We start from the raw sequence: 21855 nt of genomic DNA on the forward strand, positions 1-21855 counted from the left end.
ACAATCAGTTGACGTGCCATAACTAATGACCTCTAAACAGTATCTTTATTCTATGCAACTTCATATAAAATTGGTATTAGATATAAAAAAGTGTAATATAAAGAGAGATAGACTTTACTAGATAGAGATTAGCAAAAGCTATGAAACTAAAGCACTTTATCAATCTGCACAAAGGACTCAGCTTTCCATTTATTTTGACACTGATGTTCATTTACCAAAATTTTAATTTGGGTGCTTGGGTTTATCTCGCCCTGCACGGTACTTATGGTTTGTTGTGGCTGCTCAAAGACCAGATATATCCAGATAAACAGTGGGAACAAGAAATCTCTGTCGGAACGGGAATATTAGGCTTTGTGTCACTTGGCCTCTATTGGGTAGCACCTTTTATTTTGATTAGCAGTGGCTTACAACCACCTCTGCCGTTAGTGGCAGCAGCAATTTCCCTAAATATCATCGGTGTCTTTCTACACTATAGTAGTGATGCACAGAAGTATTACACCCTTAAGTACCGTTCGGGACTAATAACTGAAGGATTTTTTGCCAGAGCGCGCAATACGAATTACTTAGGAGAAATCCTCATCTACGGATCGTTTGCGATGCTAGTTCAGCACTGGCTACCTTTTTTAATTCTGGCAGCTTTTATTGCTGGTATGTTTATTCCTAACATGATAAAAAAAGATCGTTCACTCGAACGATATCCTGAATTTGCCGACTACAAAACTAGGTCTGGACTTTTACTACCTCGACTATTTGTATCGACAGCTCTCGAACAAAAAAAAGACAGTTTAGAGGAGAAAGTTGGTTAAAAATAGTAATTTAGGGCGTTGCGGAATTACAATATGAGTTCATGAGGGATAATAAGGCGATTTTTTAAGAAATGCCCTGAATGCAGCTCAACTCATATCCACAAAATAAGATAAAACTTCTAATAAAATAAAGCTTCTAATAATAAATTTCCTGCCTTTGCAGCACAGCCTTAGCGATTGCCCCATACCCTTTTGGGAACTTTAACCGTCACGCTTGTAGGCGATTTAAAGCAGTCGGTAGATACTTTTAAACGATCTTTTTTCAAGACACAGGGGCTCAAACCCTTGCCGCACCCGTCCTACAGCCGAAAGATTTGACCCCCTCAAAAAAACACTTACCCATTCACGGAAATTTCAGGAACCAGAAAGCGATTAAACACTCGCGACGGCTTCGAGTTCCGCCGCCTCTTTCTCGTTCATCTCGTCGAGTTTTTGCCAAACTTGCTGCATCAATTCATCCAATCCAAGTCTACTAACGGCGGAAATCAACAAAACAGGAGCGCCGCTAATTTCTTTAAGTCGGCTGATTAAATTACCGATTTCTTCGCTTTCAAGATCGATCGCATCTACCTTATTAAAAGCCAAAATCTGCGGTTTATTGGCTAAACCACGCCTGTAAGCCTTCAATTCTTCCTGAATTGTGACGTAATTGGCGATCGGATCTTCATCGGTAATATCGATCAAATGCAGCAGCAACCGAGTTCGTTCAATGTGGCGCAAAAACTCGTAACCCAAACCAGCACCTTCGTGCGCTCCCTCAATCAATCCCGGAATGTCTGCAAACACTGTACCGTCGCCGCTGGGTTTTCGGACTACGCCCAAATTCGGGACTAAAGTTGTAAACGGATAATCTGCTATTTTGGGGCGAGCCGCAGACAAAGCTGAAATTAAGGTGGATTTGCCAGCATTTGGCATCCCCAGAATTCCCACTTCAGCTAATAGCTTCAATTCTAAACGCAAAAACTTGTGTTCTCCTTCTTTTCCCGGCATCGCATAATCGGGAGCGCGGTTGGAATTGGTCAGAAAACACTTATTCCCCAAACCGCCTTTGCCACCTTTGGCTACGCAAAAAGTCTGTCCGGGCGTCACCAAATCTGCCAATATGGCCTGAGTTTCCGCGTCGTAAACTACTGTACCGCAGGGAACTTCGATCGTGCGATCGTCCCCACCGGCACCGGTCATATTTTTCGGCGCCCCGCGCTTCCCGTCATCGGCTTTAAAAATCCGGTTGTACTGAAAATCTAGCAGCGTTTGCAGGCTTTCCACCGCTACCATATACACGGAACCGCCTTTGCCGCCCGTCCCACCAGAGGGGCCACCCGCTGGTACATACTTTTCTCTGCGAAAAGCTACCATACCGTCGCCGCCTTTGCCGGCTGCGACTTGAATATCTGCTCGATCGATAAATTGCATAATTTAGTCAGTAGTCAATAGTCAGTGTCAATAGTCATTACTTATTATGATACCAGATCAAAGCACAATATTCGTCTTTGCCTTTAGTACAGGTCGCTGAACGACAGCCAAGTTTAGTCGCGATTTACAGTGGGCGGAAAAATATAATTATACTAATTCTGAAAAGTAGTGCAGAGTGAAAAATTGTACGCGAGCATTTGTAGGTAAATGGCACTGCCCTGTCCGGCTCCGAAATCTTTTAATAATCTGTATAAGAATTTGAGGATTGTACCAAGACTTTTCGTGAATTAGTATTATCAAAGCAGATTTGATATTAACAGGAATCACGCACACAAAATGAATTAACCGGGTTTTTCTACTGACGCGGATGGTGTAACGATGTTTTGTCCTAGAAAAACCCGTTTTTTGCATTTTGGACTAATTAGTAGTCATTGGTTAATAGTTACAGTCATTAATCCAAGATTTCACAACAATGACCAATGACTAATGACTACTGACTAATGACTACTAACTACTAACAATATGACGATACATCTTCCTTACATTCATCTGCCAAATAGCAGAGAGCTCGAAAGCGCATCCCGACTAACTGTTCGTAAAGCGGGTTAATCTGGCACATCGCCGGAATATGGACGATTTTGCGACCAAATAACACGACATCTCGCTCAAACGGACACTGGGGCGGAATAATTTTACAGACAAAGTGGGCCAATTTTGGGTCGTGAATTTCCCAGCCGTCAAGCCAGTCTTTGACGGGTTGCAGGACATTTTTGTGGTGAGGTTTAGGTAGCCGAGATGAAAGCGGTGTTCCTACGAGGGGGACGACATTCGCATCAAAGACTATTTGGCTGCTGGGCCCCTGCGGATCGCACTTGCTGTCTTCGATGGTGTGTCGCAGAGCTTCGATCGCCTCTACATTGTGCCCCAAAGCTGTGCAAAACTTAGAGATTACCTCGTCTTCGCTGAGCGAGTAGGTACCGTCTGCCAAAGCTACCATGACTGCTGTCCTCAAAAAATCCTCACCTTTGGCGGTTTCTTTCCCTAACACAGAGGCTAATTCCTCTGGGGAAATAGGTTCAAAACCCGCATCAAAAGATACCGGGTGTAGTTCATCCTGAGTTAGATTTGCAATCATTTTTTGCTCGTCTTCGTCAAAGTTGCCGTCTGCCCAAGCAATTGTCAGCAATCCCCGCAGCCAAGCAGTAATCTCTTCATTGGTGCAGGAAGATTTAGCGTTACTCATTAGCATTTCCACTTGGATGTACGAGTCAATTTGTTCGTTTACAGCGGGCTTAATATTCCCCTCCCAATAATTTTTATTGGTTTTTTGGTCGATTGACGATCTATTTGTGGAAGGTTTGTGCCCGAAGATTGCTCCAAACGCTTGTAGTGGATGTGTTAAAAGCATATTTGTTTCTCAGCAGCATCGCTGACTAGCGAGCTAATCTATTGGGTAATCCTATTCCCTAAAAAGTCATCTATCGGGAGGAATAGGTTTGTTGAATTCATCTTAACTCTAGTTGCACCCATCGAGATGGCGATCGAATTTTATGCAAGCCCGATTGCCATTAGCAACCCGATTTTTCGCAAGAAACAAAAGGTTGGCAAGCGTTGGATCTAATCAGGCACTGGGTTTGTCACCCAGGGGCGATCGAACTTCGCTCTCTTTACATTTTAATATATATTTTTGTAAATTTTTCTATGCAGGATGCACAACATTAACAGCGACCCTGATTTAAGCTGTTGAAATAAAAATATTTGAGGAAAATGTTACTGCCGGTTAACAGTTTTGATTGCTGTGTCCGCCTAGAAATGACAAAATTTTTTAATTTCGGCGACACAAAATCCAGCGCAATTCCATGGGCGGGCGTGCGTTTGCCATCGGGAAGACATCTCGACCGGTGGCCCAACTGGGAAACCAGGGCGTTGGTGGCCAGGCTTCTTCCGGCAGATGGTGGCGTTCATATTCAAACACCAATTCGTTGGACATTGGGACTAAGGGCAACCCTTCCATGGCGGTGGCGAGTTCTTGGGGGGTAAATAAAGTAGACCAGGAGAGTTGGGCAACTTGTCGCACCAGGGCGTCCGGCTGGTAGTCACCGACGGTTAAAAACGTGCTGAACAGCAACAGACCTCCCGGACACAGGGAATCGCACATTTTTGCGAGGAAAAGCCGTACTTGATCGCTGTCTCGAAAATGTGAGATGACTTCGGCGGCAACTGCCAACTGGTAGCGGGCTGGTTTCATCCGCATTAAGGGGTCGAGCACATCGCCTTCAGTCACTGTCACGGGAAGGTTTTCGGCTGTTACTGCAGCTTTCAATTGTTCTGCAAAAGCTGGAGCTAGTTCGATCGCATCTACAGAATAGCCCAATCTCGCCAGAGGCAAGGTATTGCGGCCGGTACCAGCGCCCACGTCCAAAATCCGCACTCGATCGGGTGTGCCCAATTTAGCAGCCGTTGCCATCAATTTTGCATCGGGATGAGAGCCAAAAAGCGGAGGTTCTCTGGTGTCTACCCAGCTTTTGTACTGTTCTCCAACTGTTGAGCTAGTCACAATGACTTTGCAAGCTAAACCGGTTTGTGGCGGTTGCACTGATTCGTATTGCAGAATCAGCATCGATGCTGTGGAGGTGCGGTAGCCTTGTTCTAACTTGGTGGCTAAAAGCTTGCTGAGTTCGTCTCTGCGGTCTTCTGGCAGGGGTCTGTCGAGAGTGCTAAATAGCTTTTCTATCGACTTGAGATAGTGGCTTAGCATTCCCGGTATGCAGGGGAAAACTAATTCTCCGCGAGCGTTTATGCGAGTATTAATTTTGTAGAGGATAGCTTGCTGGAGAATGTCGGGATTTACTACCAGCGGTAGCTGTTCGTTCTGGTCGATCGTACTTTCGGCGCCCATAAATTCCGCGAAGAAGGAAGAAGGAAGAAGGAAGAAGGAAGAAGGAAGAAATAAGAAAGAAGTTCAACTAGGAAGCCGTGTACAAGATTTAACTAATTTAACCGATGGAGTGTGAGGATTGAGGTTGGAGGTTCGGGGGAATTACGTTGAGAGCTGACTGTACAATTCAAGAGTATAAAAAAGCCGATTTTAGATTTATTTGGTTTGGTTGCTTAGTCTTTTTAGATTGTATTAAATCAGATTTGAGAGCTTTATTTTGAATAAATCTCAAATCTACAATCTCACCTCGACCCAGCCCAAAACCCGCGTAGGTTCCAAAATCGGAGTTAGTATCAATATAAGCTGTAGCGCATTTAAATTGTATGTTTCACGGCGAGGTGGAAAAAGCGTCAAATTCTCTCGCCTTCTCCCCTCTCTCCTTCCCCTCGTCAGCCATAACAGGCAATGTATATGGGTAGCAACTTAAAGATGGGCTTAGTTGCTGCCGGTAAAAGTCACTAGGGGGAACTTTGACTGAGCTTCAGTCATTGGGCGCCGTCTGCCTTCCTCTTGCCAGTAGTTGATGACTTCTGTGGCTTGGTTGAGGATTTCGACACGATCGTTATCAGCAATCCAGTGTTTGGCTTCGAGTTCGTTTTTGAGGTCTTCCCAGGCATCTTTGCGAGGCCAGAAAAAGTAGGATGTCAGCGGGCTAGTTCCTTTGCCGACAACTTGGTCAACGGCGAGGGCAACATTCTCTTCTAGCCAGAGAACTTTTAAGATGAACTTGGACAAGCAAACCTCCAGGGTTCCGATCGAACTTGTTAAAAATTTCTACAATCGCTAAGCGTAGCACACTCTGTTCGATAATTGGTCATCGGCCATGAAAAGTTTTGTGGCACGGCTGGTTTTAGCGCCACTCAGGGGCTGGGAACAGATAAAATTTGGGTTCTCACCCGCCCTAGGTACAAGGATAGTTAAGCTGTGAACAGAGTTATTTTAGTTTTCGACATTGACGGTGTGGTGCGGGATGTGTCCGGTTCCTACCGGCGGGCAATTGCGGATGCGGTGGAACATTTCACGGCGGGTGCTTTTCGCCCGAATTCTCTCGATATCGACTCTCTGAAGTCGGAGGGAGTGTGGAATAATGACTGGCAGGCGTCTTTCGAGTTAGTTTGCCGTTATTTTGAGGGGATGGGGCGATCGAGAAACGAACTCGCTCTCAACTATGACGAATTAGTGGCTTTCTTCCAAAGTCGCTATCGCGGGCCCGATGAGAAAAATTGGACTGGTTACATTTGCGACGAACCGCTGTTGTTAAGTCCGGCTTACCTGGAACATTTAACAGTGGGGGGCATTGTTTGGGGCTTTTTTAGCGGGGCGATGCGGGATGAAGCTGCTTATGTTTTGTCAGGGAAACTGAGTTTAAATTCCCCTGTGTTGGTAGCGATGGAAGATGCACCGGGAAAACCCGATCCGGCTGGACTTTTCGCGGCAATTGAACAGTTGGAAACTCTGCACGGTTTAGAAAAAAATTTGCCCGTGATTTACGCGGGAGATACTGTGGCGGATATTTACACGGTTGTGAAGGCGCGGGAAGTACAACCAAATCGGGTTTGGCTCGGAATCGGAATTTTGCCGCCTCATGTTTTGGAGGATGCTGTGCGCTGCGAGGATTATGCTGCAGTGCTGAAAAATGCGGGTGCAGCAGCGGTTTTCAGGAATGTCGAGGAGTTGACTGCTGCGCGGATTGGAGAATTAGTTCTGTTGACTGTTGACTGTTGACTGTAGAAGGAGGGGTCAAAAAAATGAAAATTGCGCGAATTATTTGTTGGCAGCTTGAGTGGACTTTGCGGCCGACTATGAAGCGCGGATTTGGCACCGTATTATTGACCAACAAATGTAATTTTGTTAAATAATTTTGCACTTTACCCTATTGACAAGTAAATGTAGTTTTGTTACGTTTATTTGTCAATTTTTGCATCTTTGAGTTGACAATATCTGCTGCTGCGGCTTAGTACAGAGTAGAGGTCAATCTCTAGGAGAATGGAACTATGTTAGTTTCGCGATCGAGTGATAAACAACCTACGACGGAAGAAACGCGGCAACTAGAAAAGCTCCAAGTCCAAATCGAGCGAGCTGTTGCTGACGGCAAGATATCTAAGCAAGAAATGGAAGATATCAAGAGAACGATTTGGGCGGACGGAAAAGTTTCTGTTGAAGAACTGGAACTGTACAGAATATTTGTGACAGATAGGATTGTTGCCGGAGAACTTGAATACGAGTTTTGAGAATAAAGAAGTTTGGCAGCGAGCGGTGTATTGGTGAATATTGAGGAAAGAAGAAAGAAGAAAGAAGGAAGAAGTGTTATAGCCTTTCTCAGAAAGATGAGGTAGTATAGGGCATAGGGCATACCTCACTTTTTTGAAAACCGATCTATAATTGTTCTTCAATAGTTTATTGACTGCTAGCTTCGGGTGACATTTGACAATTATTTGGAGCATCCCTTTTAGGAAAAATACCCCACAATTATCGGGATGCTCGCAATTTTTCATGGGTGTTGTGAGATTATTTCAAGTGCAAGAATTTGTCTAGGGCGCTGACTGCAAGTGGTGGCCAGCGGCGGGTGTTGGCAACCCAATCGAGGTCTTTGTAGCGCGAGTCGAGGCCGATGGCGGCTACCCAATTGCTCTCAGCTTCGCCGCGCTTTCCGGCTTCCCAAAGACAGGCGCTGAGGGCGGCTCTCATGTCGGCAAATTGGGGGTATCTGCGGACGATGTTTTTCATGTTGCGAATTGCTTCTTTGGTTTGCCCGTTTTGATAAAGTGCGAGGGCGTGGTTGGCGCGGGCAAATGCGTATTCGGGGGCTAATTCAAAGGCTTTGCTGTAGTCGGCAATTGCTTGTTCCCATTTCCCTAAACCTGCTTCGGCGTTGCCTCGGTTGTTGTAGGCCGCTGGATCTTGGGAGTCTAATTCTAGTACGTGATTGTAGTCGGCGATCGCTTCTTCCCAGCGTCCTAAACCTTCTAAGGCGGTGCCGCGGTTGAGGTAGGGATCGGGGGCGTCGGGTGCTAGTTCGATCGCTCTTTCGTAGTCTGAAATAGCGGCTTGTAGTTTGTTTTGGCTGACTCTAGAATTGCCTCGGTTGCTCCAAGCGGCGGCTTGTGAGGGAAATTTGTCAATGATTTGAGTCCAAAAAGTTTCAGCGGCGGGAAATTTGCCTTCATTTGTAGCTTCAAAAGCTTTTTGAACGAGTTCTCCCAATTCCTGTTGAGGATCGGCGATATCTGTTGGTTGTACTTGTGCGGCAACGGGGGCGATATTTCCCAACCACACTAACCCGGTTACAATTAATACTGTAAAAAATGTGAAAAGTGAGCGAATCATCGTTGTTGGCAGTTTAAGCTTTACTAAACATATTATTAACCCAAATTGCGGGCGTTGCTTGGAGAGTACCAGTTTCAAAAAAGGATGTGACCGCAGGCAACCTTCAAACCCTTATTTCATCAGTCATTTACAATTCTCAAATCTAAAATATCAAATATCAAATCTCAAATGGCATAAGTTAGGGGTAATTTGGTGAAAAAACGGTTGCTAATTTTGGGCGGGACGGGGGATGCTGCTGAACTGGCAGTAAGAGCGTCTCAAATTGCTGAAATTGAAGTGGTATCTTCGCTGGCAGGACGCACTCAACAGCCTTTTAGCCCAAAAACGGGTACGGTGCGAATTGGAGGGTTTGGTGGGGCGGCTGGGCTGACCCAGTTTTTGCTCGATCGCCCGATCGATTTGTTGATTGATGCTACTCATCCGTTTGCGGCTCAGATTTCTGCTAATGCTGCTGTTGCTGCTGCTGAGTGCAATGTGCCGTATTTGATGCTGGTGCGTCCTGCTTGGGAGAGGGTGGAGGGCGATCGCTGGATTGAGGTTGCGGGCCACTCGGAGGCTGCAAGGGCTTTATTAGGGCAGTCTCAGCGGGTGTTTCTGACTATTGGCAGGCAGGAATTGGCTGCTTTTGCTGGTTTGGATGCTATTTGGTTTTTGATGCGGGCGATCGATCCTCCGGCACTCAATTCTCCTATTCCTAATGGTAAATTGTTGTTAGCAAGGGGGCCTTTTTCTTTGGAAGATGAGCGTCAATTATTATTAGAATATCAGATTGATACGATTGTTAGTAAAAACAGCGGGGGCGGTGCTACTTATGCGAAAATTGTGGCGGCTAGGGAACTGGGAATTCCGGTGGTGATGGTGCAACGGCCGCCGATTGGGGATGTTGAGAAGGTTGCTGATGTGGAAGGGGCGATCGCTTGGTTAGTTAAGCAGTTATCAGGACTTTGGTAACTTTGTGTGCTATTACCGGAACCAGGATTTCTAATGTTCCCTTGCTGTATGAAAGTCGGGATGCGCGACTTTCTCCTAGTTCTGTTAGTAGGGTTTCAAACATCGGCCAGGTTATGTCTTTGAGTAATAGTTGATTTCATGGCTGGAGGATTATTTGTTTTAGTTCTAGCTGCATATTTTGACATTTTTAATTTGATTTTCAATATAAAATAATTTAAGTTAATAAATTTTAGCAATTCTGCATTTATGCGGAATAGATGTTAGGGATTAAGATTAAATTTATTGACAACTATGGTACCGTTGTGCAATCATTTCCTTCAGCCGTTCTCATTCCTCCTATGATAGTTTCCACGAGCGCACACTGCTTAGCAGCACCGTTGACAGTAGAAGCTGTGGCAACAAATCGACGACTATTTGATGTATCTAAGGGAAGTTGATCCTTCACGTTTCCCAGGTAGTCAAAAGTGATTGAGGTTGCATTAGAGACAAGTTTAATAGTGCCGGGTTTAATTTCACCTCCAGCATTTAACGTCTGGGTACTACCACCCGTGGCTAGTGGGGGGGTAAACGTAATTGTTGGTGGATCAACAGATGGGGCAGAAAAGGTAACTGTGACCTCGCGCTTAGTTCGCTTTGCTTCGCTTTGCGCAAGTCGTAATGATTGGAAAACGCGATCGTTCACAGTGCGAACTCTTTGTCTGTTGATGAATGCCAGCCAGCTTGGAGCGGCGATCGAACTTAATATACCTATGATTAATGCTATCACAAGCACTTCTAGAAGGGTGAATCCTCCATCGCCCTTACTGAATGCAGTTTTGTTGAAATTAGGGCTGGGCTTGGCAGCCGAGTTATGCAAAAGTTTTAATAATATTGGTGGGGTTTTCATCATATTCTCCTATTATTTATCGGCGGGCAGCGAGTGGGAAATGTGTTTCAGCCATAAGTTACTTTCCTCGCGCACCTAGACCTTGTACTTGCACGGTTGCTGTTGGGAAATATGCCGAACTGGTGGTTTTGAACTCAGCATCGTTGGCTTGAAGGCGGCGGAGGCTATTTCCTCTGATAGTCACTCTGGCGATGTTTTTAGATGTATCTACACAAGCGTAAAAGCTGTTGGTTGAGCGGTCGGCTGTTAATAAATCTGTTTGAGTTAATGCTGGTGCTGGTGCTGGTGGGTCTGTGACGCCAAGAGTAGTTTTACAGTCTGGTGGAGCTGGAACGTTAGCTGTACTGTTGTCGATGTAGTTCACCAGAATTTCCGGCTTTGTTGCTGTCGATAGAGGATTTCCCAGTTCCCCAACCTCTGTCACATTTTGTGTTGGCTTGCTGAGGTCGAACTTTTCATTAAAAGCTAGATCTTTTCTTTGACCAGTTGTTGTCTCAGCGGCCGTGTAGTAAGCCAAAGTTGACTGGTTTTTTACTCCATCTCTAATTTCATAGCGGGCAATGCGGGTAGGACAAGTGACTCCTAAAGGCTGACACCAAGTAACGTCGTTGTCTTTAAATTGGTAGTACGCAACTAATGAAAGTACGTAGGTATCGTTGCATTCATTAGGCCTAGTATCGCAGGTGTTTGGTTTGGCAGTAACAGTCTGGTTAATAGGAACTGAATTTTTCATCTGTTGCCGCTTCCAAAACACGAGGATCGGAATTCTATTAGGATTTCCATTTTCTGGAAGTTGATTTCTGATAGCAGGATTAGCCGCAGTTCCTACATTAATATCCTTATTATCGTAAATATAAATAGCTTGACTCAAATCTTGGGCGATGAAATCAACGGCTGCCTGAAGGTCTTGCTCGGTATTTGACTTGACTTGTTCTCTCCTGTCTGTATTCAGCATATCCACTACAAAACCGAGCATCGGCGTAATGATTAAAAACGCCATAATTGCTCCGACTAATAGCTCGACAAGAGTCATGCCCTTTTCTGTGTGAGCTGGTCCTGAGAGGTTTCGCTGGTGCTGAGTTTTTAGAAGCAACCTGAGTAAACTTTTCATTTTGACTTCTTCCTTCGTCGAGTGGTTGGGAGAGATTTTAATCTAATAACACTCACTGTAATTATGGGCGTACAGTAGTTCATAGTTTTTTGAGGCGATCCGAAATTGACTTATACGAAGGATTGCCGGTAGCGGGAATCTCTGTAGACATTTCTACTACTGGCATTGTCCGATCGCCCAAACCCGAACCCACAACAGATTGCTTTTTAGCAGTCTTTGGGGTCGGATTCAAAGTTACAGTGCCATCAAAAGAATCAGCCCTATAAACTCGGACTAAGAGCTGATAGCCTTTTAATGTGGGATCGTCATTAGTAATAGATGTATCTTTATTTAGCCAAGCACCCTGAACGTAAAAGTCTTTGGTGCTACTCGTCTCACAAAGTCCCGTTCCATCCATGTCAACGCAGTATAAATTGTCTTTATTTCCCGGAACTGGTGCGTTAGCCAAATCTTCCTGATTTGTCGTTGTGTACCTAGCGGGAAACCCTTTTATTGTTCCACCAAACTTAATTGACTCCGATCGTAAACCGTCAATGTAAGCTTTCGCGGCCTGCGTTGCCAGTTCTGTCCGCCGCGCTTGGACGCGAGTCGCTACTGAGAAAGCCATCACAGGGGCGATCGCGATCATCAGCACCGAAACTACAATCATCGCTACCAATGACTCGATAATCGTGTAGCCACCATCTGGTGACTGGGATAAATTTTGGTGTTGTTTTTGCTTAGTCATAAATAGGACTCCAGTAATTGCGCGGCGGAAAGTTAGAGGGTTGAGAGGCAGTCAGCAGTTGTGATAGTTTGGGTGGCTTTCTTGGTGGTATCTGCTTCTAGAACTCCGCACATCAAAGTTTTTACCCACTCGTCATTGCGAGGTACTTCCCGGAAATACTCAGCCGGGGTGGGTGTTGAGGGAGGAGTCGTGAACTTTCGGGTAAACAAGTCGGGCGGCTGAGATAGCAGACCCACGTCAAAACCCCAATCCCGCAGGGGCGGGGTGAAGAAGGGAAGGCGACCTACAGTAGTGCCACTAATGGTGACGCTGGCGTTACTGGTTCTGTAATAAGGCAATGGAGCGCCGCCAGTGTAAGTGATAGTAGTTGAGGGTGGGTTGGGCGATGAATCGAAAAGACTCCGCAATTTAGTAAGTGGAGCAGTCTGCTGCGGAGCCACCGGATTCAGAATCGGGATATAGGGCGCGGTGTTGTAGGCACTCCGGTTGAACTGGATAAAGGAACCCTGGATTACAGATCCCATCCCACTCCAGCTTTCCAAGAATCGGGTCAAATTTTGCACACCGCCGTTAGAGTCACCAACGCCATTACCGATCGCTCGGGAAGGAGTATCATTCGAGCCTACGACCATATTAGATGTTGTCTTTACAGCCTTCGGTATCCACCCGGTGGCGGCCACGATACCTGTACCTGCTGGTAAGCTGGTCGATGAAGCACGGGCTGGCGCGGCCGTCACAGTTTGGATCTGCAAAACGGGCATTAGTAGTGGCTGCGAGCCTTTAGCTACTGTTCCTGCGCCTGCTGGTGCGGATGTTGCGGCTAATTCTGGCAGTTCTGCACCGCTCCCGTCCTTCTGCGCCTTGTTAAACACATAGGGAAAATTGTTTGAGCCGTAAGTCACCGTAGTATCGCCAGACGCAGCAGTCGTCCCAAACCACAGAGAATTAGCTGTTGTTAGATTTGCGCCCGGTCCACTAACAACTGTAGCTGATGGTCCTGTGCCACTAATCCCCAATGGCACAGGAGTAGTTGGCGTATCCAGTGCGTCAGATGTACGAGTAGTTCCCCCTCTCAAAAAAGCAACACGGCGGGGGAAGCGTTGCAGTTCGGGTGCTGGCGGCGTCGCTGTTGTTCCAGCTCCGGCTATAAAGTCTGCACCGGTAATGGCAATCCCTGCCTTTTTAATAGCTGTCTGTTGCGGATTTACATACCAGTCGGCATCCGTACACGCAGAAACCGGGATTTTGTTACAAACCTCCATTAAATACTCTGGGAAAGCCCCGCGTCGCTGCACTGGGGTAACAAAGTTGTTGAAGTAAGAACTGTCAACAGGATTGCTGTTGTTTGCGTAGTTTTGGTCTGTAACTGCTGTGCCTCCTGTGTTAACTAAAGTGCCACTCGTAGCTTTGAATGCCCCGCTGGAAAGTCCGTTTGTGACAAAGTTGTTGCTGTAAAACCCTTGCTGTTTGCGAGGCATTACAGCAGCAGCACCGGCATTATTTCTCAGGTCAAAATCTCCCTCGTTGCGGAAGCCAAAACGGTAATTTTGTGAAAGCAGAGTGACTGCATCTGATATTACGTTTGCGGGACGCCAAGTATCGCCTGTTATACAATTACCAGGTAATCGGGGGTCTTTTGGGCGACAGGCAAAGTTTTTATCGAGGTTTGTACGATCGTAAAAGCTAGCCAAATCACCGGCCGGATCAAACTCTTGCTTGGAGTGAAGGTTAAAATCACCTTGGATATAAACAGGCAAATTAGATGCCAAAGTCAGCCCCTTTTCTATGACTACATCTGGCACAGTAGGAGTATTGGGGCTGGGAAGTCTGCCTAGCTCCCGACCATTAACAAGTAAAATTCCGTTGGGCTTGCGAGTAGGATCTAGTAGGGAATCTGTGGGACTGACGGTTTCGCTCCTACTTTCATCTATGCCGCCGGCAGCAAGAGCTGGGCGAAAACTGCGATCGGGCAGCGCATCATCGCGACTGGCATAAATAATCCCGCTGTTTGGCAGTAAAAACTCCCCGGTTCCAAATGTAGTTGTTCGCAGTTGTTGGAGGTCTATCCGAGTGGCGCGAATTTCTAGGGGTTCCCGTTCTTCTAAAGGCAGATTGTAGTTCCCTGTTAATTTGGCTGCTTGGGCAACTGTGGTGGGGCTGCTCAGCGTAAAGGCTTCGTTAACGTTGGTTGTCCAGTCATCCCGGTCGATCGCCTTGATTTCTCGACCGTTCAAAAATGCTACTTCTTTAATTGCCCCGTGAGGAATCAATGCGGGATTGGGAGTGATAGTACCCTTGAGAATGCCCAGAGCGCAAAGAGTAGAGTCAATAGCAGCTTTTTGTGCCAAAGTGCGATTAGTGTCAGCCACTTGGAGAGCCTCTCTCAAAGGCCCGTTGGCAAACCGACCGTCGGGAAAGACTAAGTTGGCTTGATTCGCCAAAACTGCATCGCCACCGCTCAACAAGCCGTTAGACCCCAGAGTGGAAGCACCCGGTCTTGCTGGTGGGGGGCCGTAGGTGATGCCGTTATTGGAGCCAACTTGAGTACCGGGAAACCCTAGTGTAGGAGTGCCACTGACATCTTGGCCAAGTCCGCTTAAATTTCTTGCTGTCGAAGCCGTGCTGGGGTCGTAATAGCTGCTGACGCAGGCCAGAGGTTTGTCATTGAACTCTCCTGGATCCGGGGGATCATCTGCATAGTGATAAACTACTGTCGCCCGCATCCGCAAATCGCCTTTGGCATACTGGGGAGTGTTGGGGTCGATCGAGCCTGTGACAGCCGATGGCAGCCCCTGTGGCGGTAGCCCTCCAGGAGGTTGAGGAGGAGTTGTTGGCAGCACGGTTCCGGGCCAATTTATCCAATTTGCCGCATTAAAAGGACCGCCAGCACTATTGTTGTAAACTTTAGATCCTTGTCCCAGCGGCGACATCGGCATAGAGTCTGGCCAAACGACGGGGAACGTTTCTGTAGCGGGAGTTGCCGGGTCGTCGTAAGTTGCCGTGTCCCCTGTTACGGGAGTCCCAGCAGAATTTACCCAACTGGGGGGTGGCAGGAAAGAATTTTTGCGCTCGTAAACCCCTGCACCCGTAATGACCCGCAAGCCGCCATTGCCGTCTAATGGATTTTCGGGGTTTCTGGCCGCTTCTTTTTCCCAGAAACCGTCGCGATCGATCGCTCCCACATCAGCGAGCTTCGTCACCTGTGGCGATCGTTCGCGCGTAGTGCCGCTGTCGGTCGGATTCCACTTCGCTGCTACTGTTTCCGGTGTGTTGATAAATTTGGCGCCGTCCCATCTGAGGGCTGGCAAGTTGTTGCCAGCCACAACGCGATCGCCCAGAAATTCTTCTTCAGTAGGAGGTTCTGGTAGGGGGTTTGTTGCTGGTAGCTTATCCAGCTTTAGGTTAATTTTGGTGTCGGCAGGGTTTGGAAGGCTCCATTTGTCTACAGGTCTTAGGGTGTCTTGGCTGCCTAGAATGGGTGGGGTTCCGGGCGGTATTGACCATGAAAGACCGTACCCTGCCGTTGCGTCTCCTCCAACAAGAGGCACTTCCGCAAAAGGAACCTTCCGGGTGAGCTGTTTAAAATATTCTGTCAGCGCTTGTTTGCGATCTTGGGTGTCCGGTCGCTGCTGCACTAACAACGGATCGTTAGTCTCGGGGTTGGTGCCGTTTTCTCCCATCTGCGCTTCTACTAGCAAATCTAGGCGCTTTGTATAGGCTTCGTTGTTGTAAAGAACGTCTAAGGTTGGATTGCTAGCTGATTCCTCACTGGTCTTAATTTCTAATTTTTTCGTCACCGCCATGAATGTGGTTCTTGTACCGGCCGCAGGGAGGCTACCTTTTTTGAAAAGGTGTACGTCCACTACTTTTTTAGTCGCGTTGTCAGTTGACACACCACTTACTACATTGCCTGCCACAACAATTTTGCTGTTTTCTTGATCATAGAAACAAGACTCTGGGCTGCTGACCTGATACAGTTTGATGCTGTAATCGTCACTTGCCCCTGATACGAGCAAATTACTGTTTGTAAATACCCGCCCGTTTAGATTCAGCGGAGGTCCGGGCGATATTTCTAAATCGTCTTCATAAACCACCGCGTTGTTAGCGATAGGAATGCGGCTTTGGTCTTGCTGATATTCTAATGCTGAAATGCTGGAAGTGCCTGTGAATTTTTGATAATTACTACCCAACGCGGCCGCTTCGGTATCGGTTATAGGTACGTTAACTGTATAAACAAAAAAACTTTTTTTAAGTTTTCCGTCTAGCCTGTACCAGCCTGAGTCGCCCGCTAAACTAGCAGCAGTACCTCCACCCTGCAAGCAGTTAGGATTAAGTCCTGCCACCGACATCGGTGGCGTTCTTGCTTCCAGCGGTTTTCTTGGTCTTAAGAACTCGCCCACAGTAGGGTTGTTTTTATCGTCATCCCTTGGGGGAGTGCGGAAGAATATGCCGTAGAGCGTAAAAGTGTCAAATTTTCCGTCGTTGTTCGTATCGACGGCATATCTCCAAGCAGTGTTTATAGATTCATTGGTTTCGAGATTAAAATTAGGATCGTTAACGCGAAGATCGGGAGTTATGCCGCCGGTACCGTCTAGGTTGTACTGAAGTTTCAGGCGTTTTTCGTCCCCGAAAGTATAATAATCGGTTGCACTTCCACCTGTAACGGGGTTTGCTATCAGCAGGTACAAATCTTCATCAGAAGGAGTACCCCTACCCTGGCTTTGATCCAGCATAAACTGAATTTTCGCTTTCGCCCGATCGAGCGCGGGAGTCGCGGCCGCCAGCACCTGCTGGTTCACGCGCACGTTACGCGCCGTATTAGCCCGATCGAACGATCGCAGCGTAATCGCCACAGTCAACAAAATCACTACCAGCAACACCATCGTCACCGTCGGCAGCACAAACCCCGCCATCGGTAGTCTTGCCCTGCGGCCCATAGCCATCAGCGCTTGCAGCATTGCTCTCATCAGCCGCTTCGCCCCGGATCTGGTAACACCAGCAATCCGCCGCAGCAGGGACACGATAACTTTGGATAATTTGCTCTTAAACATTGACGCCTTCCTGAATAATTTCAGAGATGGTATTGCAGGTAGTTACTGCTTGACAGTACAATCCCATCTTTATTGTTCCCATTTTTTGCAACTTGCATATCAGTCTCTTGCACAAATTTTAATCTGTACTTTGGCTGAAAAATAAAACCCACAAACCCCCAAATAAAACCACCGCCGATAATATATTTTTCATCGAAAGATTTGCCCAGCAAGGATGTGAGTTCCTTAACTCCACTCTAATCGAGTTAAATTGAAATGTCAGTACCAAGAGCGAGAGTGAATTCGATCACCCCAAAACAGTGATCGGGATCTTATCCGACCTATTGCCCAGCCCTTGCAGGCTTTGTTGGTTTAGGCTCGGTTTCAACCACCGGAATCTAGAATGTAGAGTGGGCAATGGAATTATGGTTAGGCGTATCCGTGCGATCGAATCTCAATTGGGCGATCGAATTTCCCAGGACTAAGGCCAACTGTAACAAGACTCTTAGGTATGTAGTTGCGCTTGGGCGCTCTTTCCTAAGCTAAGAACGCCCAAGCGCAACTACATACTTTTGTACCAGTTGGTCTTAATCCTGTTTCCCTCATCCGTCCAAGTGCGATCGAATTTTCGTTTTCCCCTCCGGGGCACTGTCAGTACAACTGCAAAATATAAAACCTACAACCCATGAAACAAACTCCCAAACCCCCAAACTTCATCATAATCGGTGCCCAAAAAGGCGGCACAACCTCTCTGTACAATTACTTAATCCAACATCCCCAAATCGCCCCCGCCACCGAAAAAGAAATCCATTACTTCGACTTAAAATTCGACAAAAGCCCAGACTGGTACTATGCCCAATTTCCCCAGCCCCAAACAAGCGAAAATCTACTAACCGGAGAAGCCAGCCCCTACTATATCTGTCACCCCCAAGTTCCGCAACGAATCCACGATTTATGCCCGAAAGTTAAAATAATCGCCCTGCTGAGAAACCCAGTAGAACGCGCAATTTCCCACTATTATTACTATATAAAAATAGGCTACGAATCCCTATCATTAGAAAGTGCGATCGCCGCCGAGCCCGAAAGACTAAAAGGCGAAATAGAAAAACTCATAGCCAACCCAAACTACTACAGTTACGAACACCAACACCACAGCTATCTAACCCGCGGCATTTACGCCGATCAACTCCCAGCCTGGATGAAACTTTTTCCCACATCCCAACTTTTAATCCTCAAAAGCGAAGACTTGTATACCAATCCCTTCGGCACATACAACAGCGTCTTAAAATTTCTAGAATTGCCGCCACACCAACTACAAACCTACGAAAAATACAACGCTACCCAATATCCCCCCATCAGCGAGACAGTATACCAGCAATTGAGAACATATTTTCGATCGCACAACCAAAGACTGGCCGAATTGTGCGATCGAGACTTCGGCTGGGATTAATATCGAATATCCGTAGTGTCCAATAGTTAAAGATTTTTGAGGCACATAGTTGCCAAGAGAGCGCTCTTTCATAGATATTAAGTAAGAGCGCTTAAGCGCAACTACGTACCTTTTTTGTGCCAGTTGTGCTCAGGACTAAAATATTAAGCAGCGGCCGTAGCATTTGCTTCCAAAGGCTCGATTTCCTCCGGCGTAGCGTGACGGCGCGGATCGTTAAAGCTTCGTGCCGCTAGCCAGTTAGGATTTTGCGCCGCCTCGCAACCAATCACGTACAGCGAAGATTGGTTAAAAGCAGCCCAGAGAGCATCACAAGCCTGTTTATCCATCAGTGAATCTGCGATCGGGCGATCGTGAATCAGAGCAAATAAATCAAACTCATTTCGTTTTGGATTCCACTGATATTGCAAAATAGGAGCATAACCCATTTCGATCAATTGTGCGATCGCGCGATCGGGCGTATATCCGTCCAAATGCACCCGATTGAGATAGATAGACACTTGGACATACTCATCTCTGGCAGGTAGCAGTCGGTAATTCGAGTTAGTCATCATTATTTGTCTCCGTGCAGTAGTAATAAGAGCGGCCTGCAACATCGGGGCGTTTTTCAGCCTTCATTTTTTGCTGAGCACATCGTCGCTTAGCATAAAGGTCTTTTTCCATTTCAGTCTCGCCGGGGGCATAAAAAGGACGGTGAGGAAGCAGTTCGGCTTCTAAATCCTCCCAAGATTTTTCTGGGTTATCTGAATCTCTCAGCATTTGTCCCTCGCGGTTTGTTCGAGGATGCCGTTTATTCGATATAGTCTATCGGTCATCAGTCTGTTTCCTCAGTTTTGGCGATCGTCTTGACGCGCTGCGGCTTTGGCTCTAAAACGGGTTCGTTTTCCTGTAACCAAGTTTCGATGTACTCCAACAGAACCTCATTCATGCTGAGGCTACGCATGGCGCAAGATGCTTTGAACTTGGCTCTTGTCTCTTCAGGTAGATAGATTTTTACGGACACAGTTTTACTTGCAGTCAAAGTTTCCATATCGCTATATCGATTTGTCTATGTGTCTAGCCTGACACACAGGCGCGCGATTCGGATAGGGTCACTTGTCTATATAAGGACTTATCGCTTTGTCACTATATCGATATAATAACAGACATAGCCAAAAAACGACAACCGCGCCGAGTTAAACGCCATTGCCGTTTCTCTACATTTTGCAAAAAATAACTTGACATCCCCCTCTCCCTGTGCTAGCTTGTCGAATAGTATTGTGTTTAATCCACAAATCGCAGCACTTCAACTATGTTCACAGCCAACAGCAATTTTTATTTTTGGTACTGGAGAGTTCGCCCGGAGTGAATTTACAATTCACTGTGAACATCCGGGCGAACCGCAGCTTAACACCTGCGGTTTTGTTTTTTTTACTTCTTTTCCCAACAACCAATCGAGTACAAGCGAAAACAGCAATGACATTATTCAGTAACTGGTATTACGGCTTTTATTTTTGGCCCCACAGGAGTTCTGGGTAAATTGTCGTGCTGTCTTTTCGCACCAACCCGGAACTCCTTAAAAGTTCCGGGTTTTTTGTTGTCAACCACCCACTTAAATTTCCAGGAAAATACCCTCATGTTAGAAGCCAAACTCGCAACCAAATCTCATCCCGAACACCAAACAATAGTCAAACTCTCAGAAACAGTCTCAGTCGGCGGCACAGAATTATTAATCATCGGCGGCCCTTGTACCGTCGAAAGTTCCGCACAAATGGAAACAGTCGCCCGCCAACTATCCGGCGCATCGGTGCAAGCTTTGCGAGGCGGAGTCTACAAACCCCGCACTTCTCCCTATTCTTTCCAAGGCATGGGAATTGAGGGACTCGAAATTTTAGCCGATGTCAGCCGGCGTTACGGTTTACCCGTGGTGACAGAGGTAATGTCGATCGCCCAAATCGAGCCAGTTGTCACCTATGCTGATATGCTGCAAGTAGGCAGTCGCAATATGCAAAACTTCGAGTTACTAAAGGCGATCGGTCAAGCCGGAAAACCAGTCCTCCTAAAACGCGGCTTGTCAGCGACAATCGAAGAATTTGTAATGGCCGCCGAATACATTCTCAGTCACGGAAATCCTCATGTAGTTCTCTGCGAAAGAGGCATCCGCAGCTTCGATAATTACACGCGAAACGTATTAGATTTGGGTGCAGTCGCAGCGCTGAAACAGTTAACTCATTTGCCAGTAATTGTAGACCCTTCTCACGCCGTCGGCAAGCGAGAATTAGTTGCACCGCTAGCAAAAGCAGCGGTTGCTTGCGGTGCAGACGGATTAATTATTGAATGTCACCCGCAACCCGAAAAATCGGTTTCTGACGCGCGGCAAGCTCTTTCTTTGGCAGATATGGTTGATTTAGTTGTTAGTTTGCGGCCTGTAGCAGCAGCCGTTGGGCGGTGCATACCAGATACTAAGTCATTAGTCATCAGTCATTAGTCATCAGTCATTAATGGGCGCCGGAAGAGTTACTTCTTGTAGCGTCAGAAATTATTCTGGCGCACTTTTGTTTGGAAAGCGAAATTAGATTAAAATAAAAGCACAATCAATACTGTCATCTACAATATTTGGGTTTTATTATGGCACTGGTACTTAAAGTTCCGTCGATCGTCTGTTCTGGCTGCGGTGATACAATTACCAAATCCATCAAAACAGTTGACTCCGATGCTTCTGTCAATGTGGATGTCGCTGCTAAGACTGTTACGGTTGAGGCTCAAGCTTCTGAAGAATCAATTAAACAGGCGGTTGTGGTGACAGGCCATACCATCCAAGGAGAATAATATTAGGCTTCGTCTAAGTGTTCGGCGACTGCTTGGTAAAGTTCAAAAACGTGGCGATCGAGTAAACTATAAAAAACTTGTCTCCCAACCTTGCGGTAACTTACCAACCGCATCGCCCGCAATGCCCGCAACTGGTGCGATACCGCTGACTCGCTCATACTCAACGCCGCAGCCAAGTCGCACACGCACAGTTCTTGTTTTGCCAATACAGACAGCAGCCGCAGGCGGTTGGCATCTCCCAAAAGACTGAAAAACTCTGCCATCCGCTGCGCTTTTGCGGTGTTTAGAACTTGTGTTTGGATGTCCTCGGCCCGCCAACAGTCAACTAGGTGCGATGGATCGCACGTTGGTGTATCGTTTTGTTCGTGAGACTGATTTATCGCTCCATTAACAGCAGACTTAGGTGACATC

At 46.7% G+C, this 21855-nt stretch carries 21 protein-coding genes; 7 read left to right on the plus strand and 14 right to left on the minus strand.

Features of this window, described 5'->3' with window-relative positions; translation table 11 throughout:
* Positions 1-140 precede the first annotated feature (140 nt).
* A complete protein-coding gene (locus QUA27_RS09280) occupies positions 141-806 on the plus strand; it encodes a methyltransferase family protein (RefSeq protein ID WP_333067574.1) in 666 nt (221 codons plus the stop codon).
* Positions 807-1178: 372 nt separating this feature from the next.
* Here QUA27_RS09280 and obgE read toward each other — a convergent pair whose 3' ends face one another.
* From obgE to QUA27_RS09300, 4 genes are all read right to left on the minus strand, one after another.
* The gene (gene obgE, locus QUA27_RS09285) at positions 1179-2219 is read right to left on the minus strand and encodes a GTPase ObgE (RefSeq protein WP_333067575.1); all 1041 of its coding nucleotides are present in this window, start codon (positions 2217-2219) and stop codon (positions 1179-1181) included.
* A 514-nt stretch (positions 2220-2733) separates the two neighbouring features.
* Positions 2734-3627, minus strand: a complete 894-nt coding sequence (locus tag QUA27_RS09290) for a Mo-dependent nitrogenase C-terminal domain-containing protein (RefSeq protein WP_333067576.1) — start codon at positions 3625-3627, stop codon at positions 2734-2736.
* Positions 3628-4044: 417 nt separating this feature from the next.
* Complete coding sequence (locus QUA27_RS09295; protein WP_333067577.1) at positions 4045-5118, minus strand: class I SAM-dependent methyltransferase; 1074 nt, start codon at positions 5116-5118, stop codon at positions 4045-4047.
* A 474-nt stretch (positions 5119-5592) separates the two neighbouring features.
* Positions 5593-5904, minus strand: a complete 312-nt coding sequence (locus QUA27_RS09300) for a 30S ribosomal protein PSRP-3 (RefSeq protein WP_333056906.1) — start codon at positions 5902-5904, stop codon at positions 5593-5595.
* Positions 5905-6081: 177 nt separating this feature from the next.
* Here QUA27_RS09300 and QUA27_RS09305 point away from each other — a divergent pair, with 177 nt between their 5' ends.
* Together QUA27_RS09305 and QUA27_RS09310 are read left to right on the plus strand one after the other, a co-directional pair.
* On the plus strand, positions 6082-6882 hold the full coding sequence (locus QUA27_RS09305) for a TIGR01548 family HAD-type hydrolase (RefSeq protein WP_333067579.1): 801 nt from the start codon (positions 6082-6084) through the stop codon (positions 6880-6882).
* A 269-nt stretch (positions 6883-7151) separates the two neighbouring features.
* Positions 7152-7388 (plus strand): hypothetical protein, encoded by a 237-nt coding sequence (locus tag QUA27_RS09310; RefSeq protein WP_333067580.1) that lies wholly within the window; start codon positions 7152-7154, stop codon positions 7386-7388.
* Positions 7389-7665: 277 nt separating this feature from the next.
* On the opposite strand, the gene QUA27_RS09315 is transcribed toward QUA27_RS09310, so the two are convergent.
* Positions 7666-8484 (minus strand): tetratricopeptide repeat protein, encoded by an 819-nt coding sequence (locus tag QUA27_RS09315; protein ID WP_333067581.1) that lies wholly within the window; start codon positions 8482-8484, stop codon positions 7666-7668.
* Between the two features lie 192 nt (positions 8485-8676).
* Here QUA27_RS09315 and QUA27_RS09320 point away from each other — a divergent pair, with 192 nt between their 5' ends.
* Complete coding sequence (locus QUA27_RS09320; protein WP_333067582.1) at positions 8677-9435, plus strand: cobalt-precorrin-6A reductase; 759 nt, start codon at positions 8677-8679, stop codon at positions 9433-9435.
* Positions 9436-9724: 289 nt separating this feature from the next.
* Here QUA27_RS09320 and QUA27_RS09325 read toward each other — a convergent pair whose 3' ends face one another.
* From QUA27_RS09325 to QUA27_RS09345, 5 genes are all read right to left on the minus strand, one after another.
* Positions 9725-10324: a pilus assembly FimT family protein gene (locus tag QUA27_RS09325; RefSeq protein ID WP_333067584.1), complete on the minus strand. Its 600-nt coding sequence runs from the start codon at positions 10322-10324 to the stop codon at positions 9725-9727.
* A 55-nt stretch (positions 10325-10379) separates the two neighbouring features.
* Positions 10380-11432 carry a hormogonium polysaccharide secretion pseudopilin HpsC gene (gene hpsC / locus QUA27_RS09330; protein WP_333067585.1) on the minus strand — a complete coding sequence of 351 codons (1053 nt, stop codon included), beginning with the start codon at positions 11430-11432 and terminating at the stop codon, positions 10380-10382.
* A 79-nt stretch (positions 11433-11511) separates the two neighbouring features.
* On the minus strand, positions 11512-12159 hold the full coding sequence (gene hpsB, locus QUA27_RS09335; protein WP_333067586.1) for a hormogonium polysaccharide secretion pseudopilin HpsB: 648 nt from the start codon (positions 12157-12159) through the stop codon (positions 11512-11514).
* A 32-nt stretch (positions 12160-12191) separates the two neighbouring features.
* Positions 12192-17210 carry a hormogonium polysaccharide biosynthesis protein HpsA gene (gene hpsA / locus QUA27_RS09340; protein WP_333067587.1) on the minus strand — a complete coding sequence of 1673 codons (5019 nt, stop codon included), beginning with the start codon at positions 17208-17210 and terminating at the stop codon, positions 12192-12194.
* A gap of 20 nt (positions 17211-17230) precedes the next feature.
* Positions 17231-17422, minus strand: coding sequence for a hypothetical protein (locus QUA27_RS09345; RefSeq protein ID WP_333067588.1), 192 nt, complete (start codon positions 17420-17422; stop codon positions 17231-17233).
* Positions 17423-17874: 452 nt separating this feature from the next.
* Here QUA27_RS09345 and QUA27_RS09350 point away from each other — a divergent pair, with 452 nt between their 5' ends.
* A complete protein-coding gene (locus QUA27_RS09350; protein ID WP_333067589.1) occupies positions 17875-18639 on the plus strand; it encodes a sulfotransferase domain-containing protein in 765 nt (254 codons plus the stop codon).
* 143 nt (positions 18640-18782) lie between these two features.
* Here the strand turns inward: QUA27_RS09350 and QUA27_RS09355 are convergent, their stop codons facing one another.
* Genes QUA27_RS09355 through QUA27_RS09365 form a run of 3 tightly spaced genes read right to left on the minus strand, consistent with a single transcriptional unit; the run spans position 18783 to position 19666 of the window.
* Entirely contained in the window at positions 18783-19190 is a 408-nt protein-coding gene (locus QUA27_RS09355) for a hypothetical protein (RefSeq protein ID WP_333067590.1), read from the minus strand.
* On the minus strand, positions 19180-19395 hold the full coding sequence (locus tag QUA27_RS09360; RefSeq protein ID WP_333067591.1) for a hypothetical protein: 216 nt from the start codon (positions 19393-19395) through the stop codon (positions 19180-19182). Before QUA27_RS09360 ends, QUA27_RS09355 begins: the two co-directional genes overlap by 11 nt.
* A 55-nt stretch (positions 19396-19450) precedes the next feature.
* Positions 19451-19666, minus strand: coding sequence for a plasmid partition protein ParG (locus QUA27_RS09365; protein ID WP_015177672.1), 216 nt, complete (start codon positions 19664-19666; stop codon positions 19451-19453).
* Positions 19667-20212: 546 nt separating this feature from the next.
* Here QUA27_RS09365 and aroF point away from each other — a divergent pair.
* Together aroF and QUA27_RS09375 are read left to right on the plus strand one after the other, a co-directional pair.
* Entirely contained in the window at positions 20213-21103 is an 891-nt protein-coding gene (aroF, locus tag QUA27_RS09370) for a 3-deoxy-7-phosphoheptulonate synthase (RefSeq protein WP_333067592.1), read from the plus strand.
* A 140-nt stretch (positions 21104-21243) separates the two neighbouring features.
* Positions 21244-21444 (plus strand): heavy-metal-associated domain-containing protein, encoded by a 201-nt coding sequence (locus QUA27_RS09375; RefSeq protein WP_333067593.1) that lies wholly within the window; start codon positions 21244-21246, stop codon positions 21442-21444.
* Positions 21445-21446: 2 nt separating this feature from the next.
* On the opposite strand, the gene QUA27_RS09380 is transcribed toward QUA27_RS09375, so the two are convergent.
* Positions 21447-21854, minus strand: coding sequence for an ArsR/SmtB family transcription factor (locus QUA27_RS09380; RefSeq protein WP_333067594.1), 408 nt, complete (start codon positions 21852-21854; stop codon positions 21447-21449).
* Between the last annotated feature and the right edge of the window lies 1 nt (position 21855).

Source organism: Microcoleus harperi Pol14_C6 (assembly GCF_036701295.1).
Taxonomy (GTDB): Bacteria; Cyanobacteriota; Cyanobacteriia; order Cyanobacteriales; family Microcoleaceae; genus Microcoleus.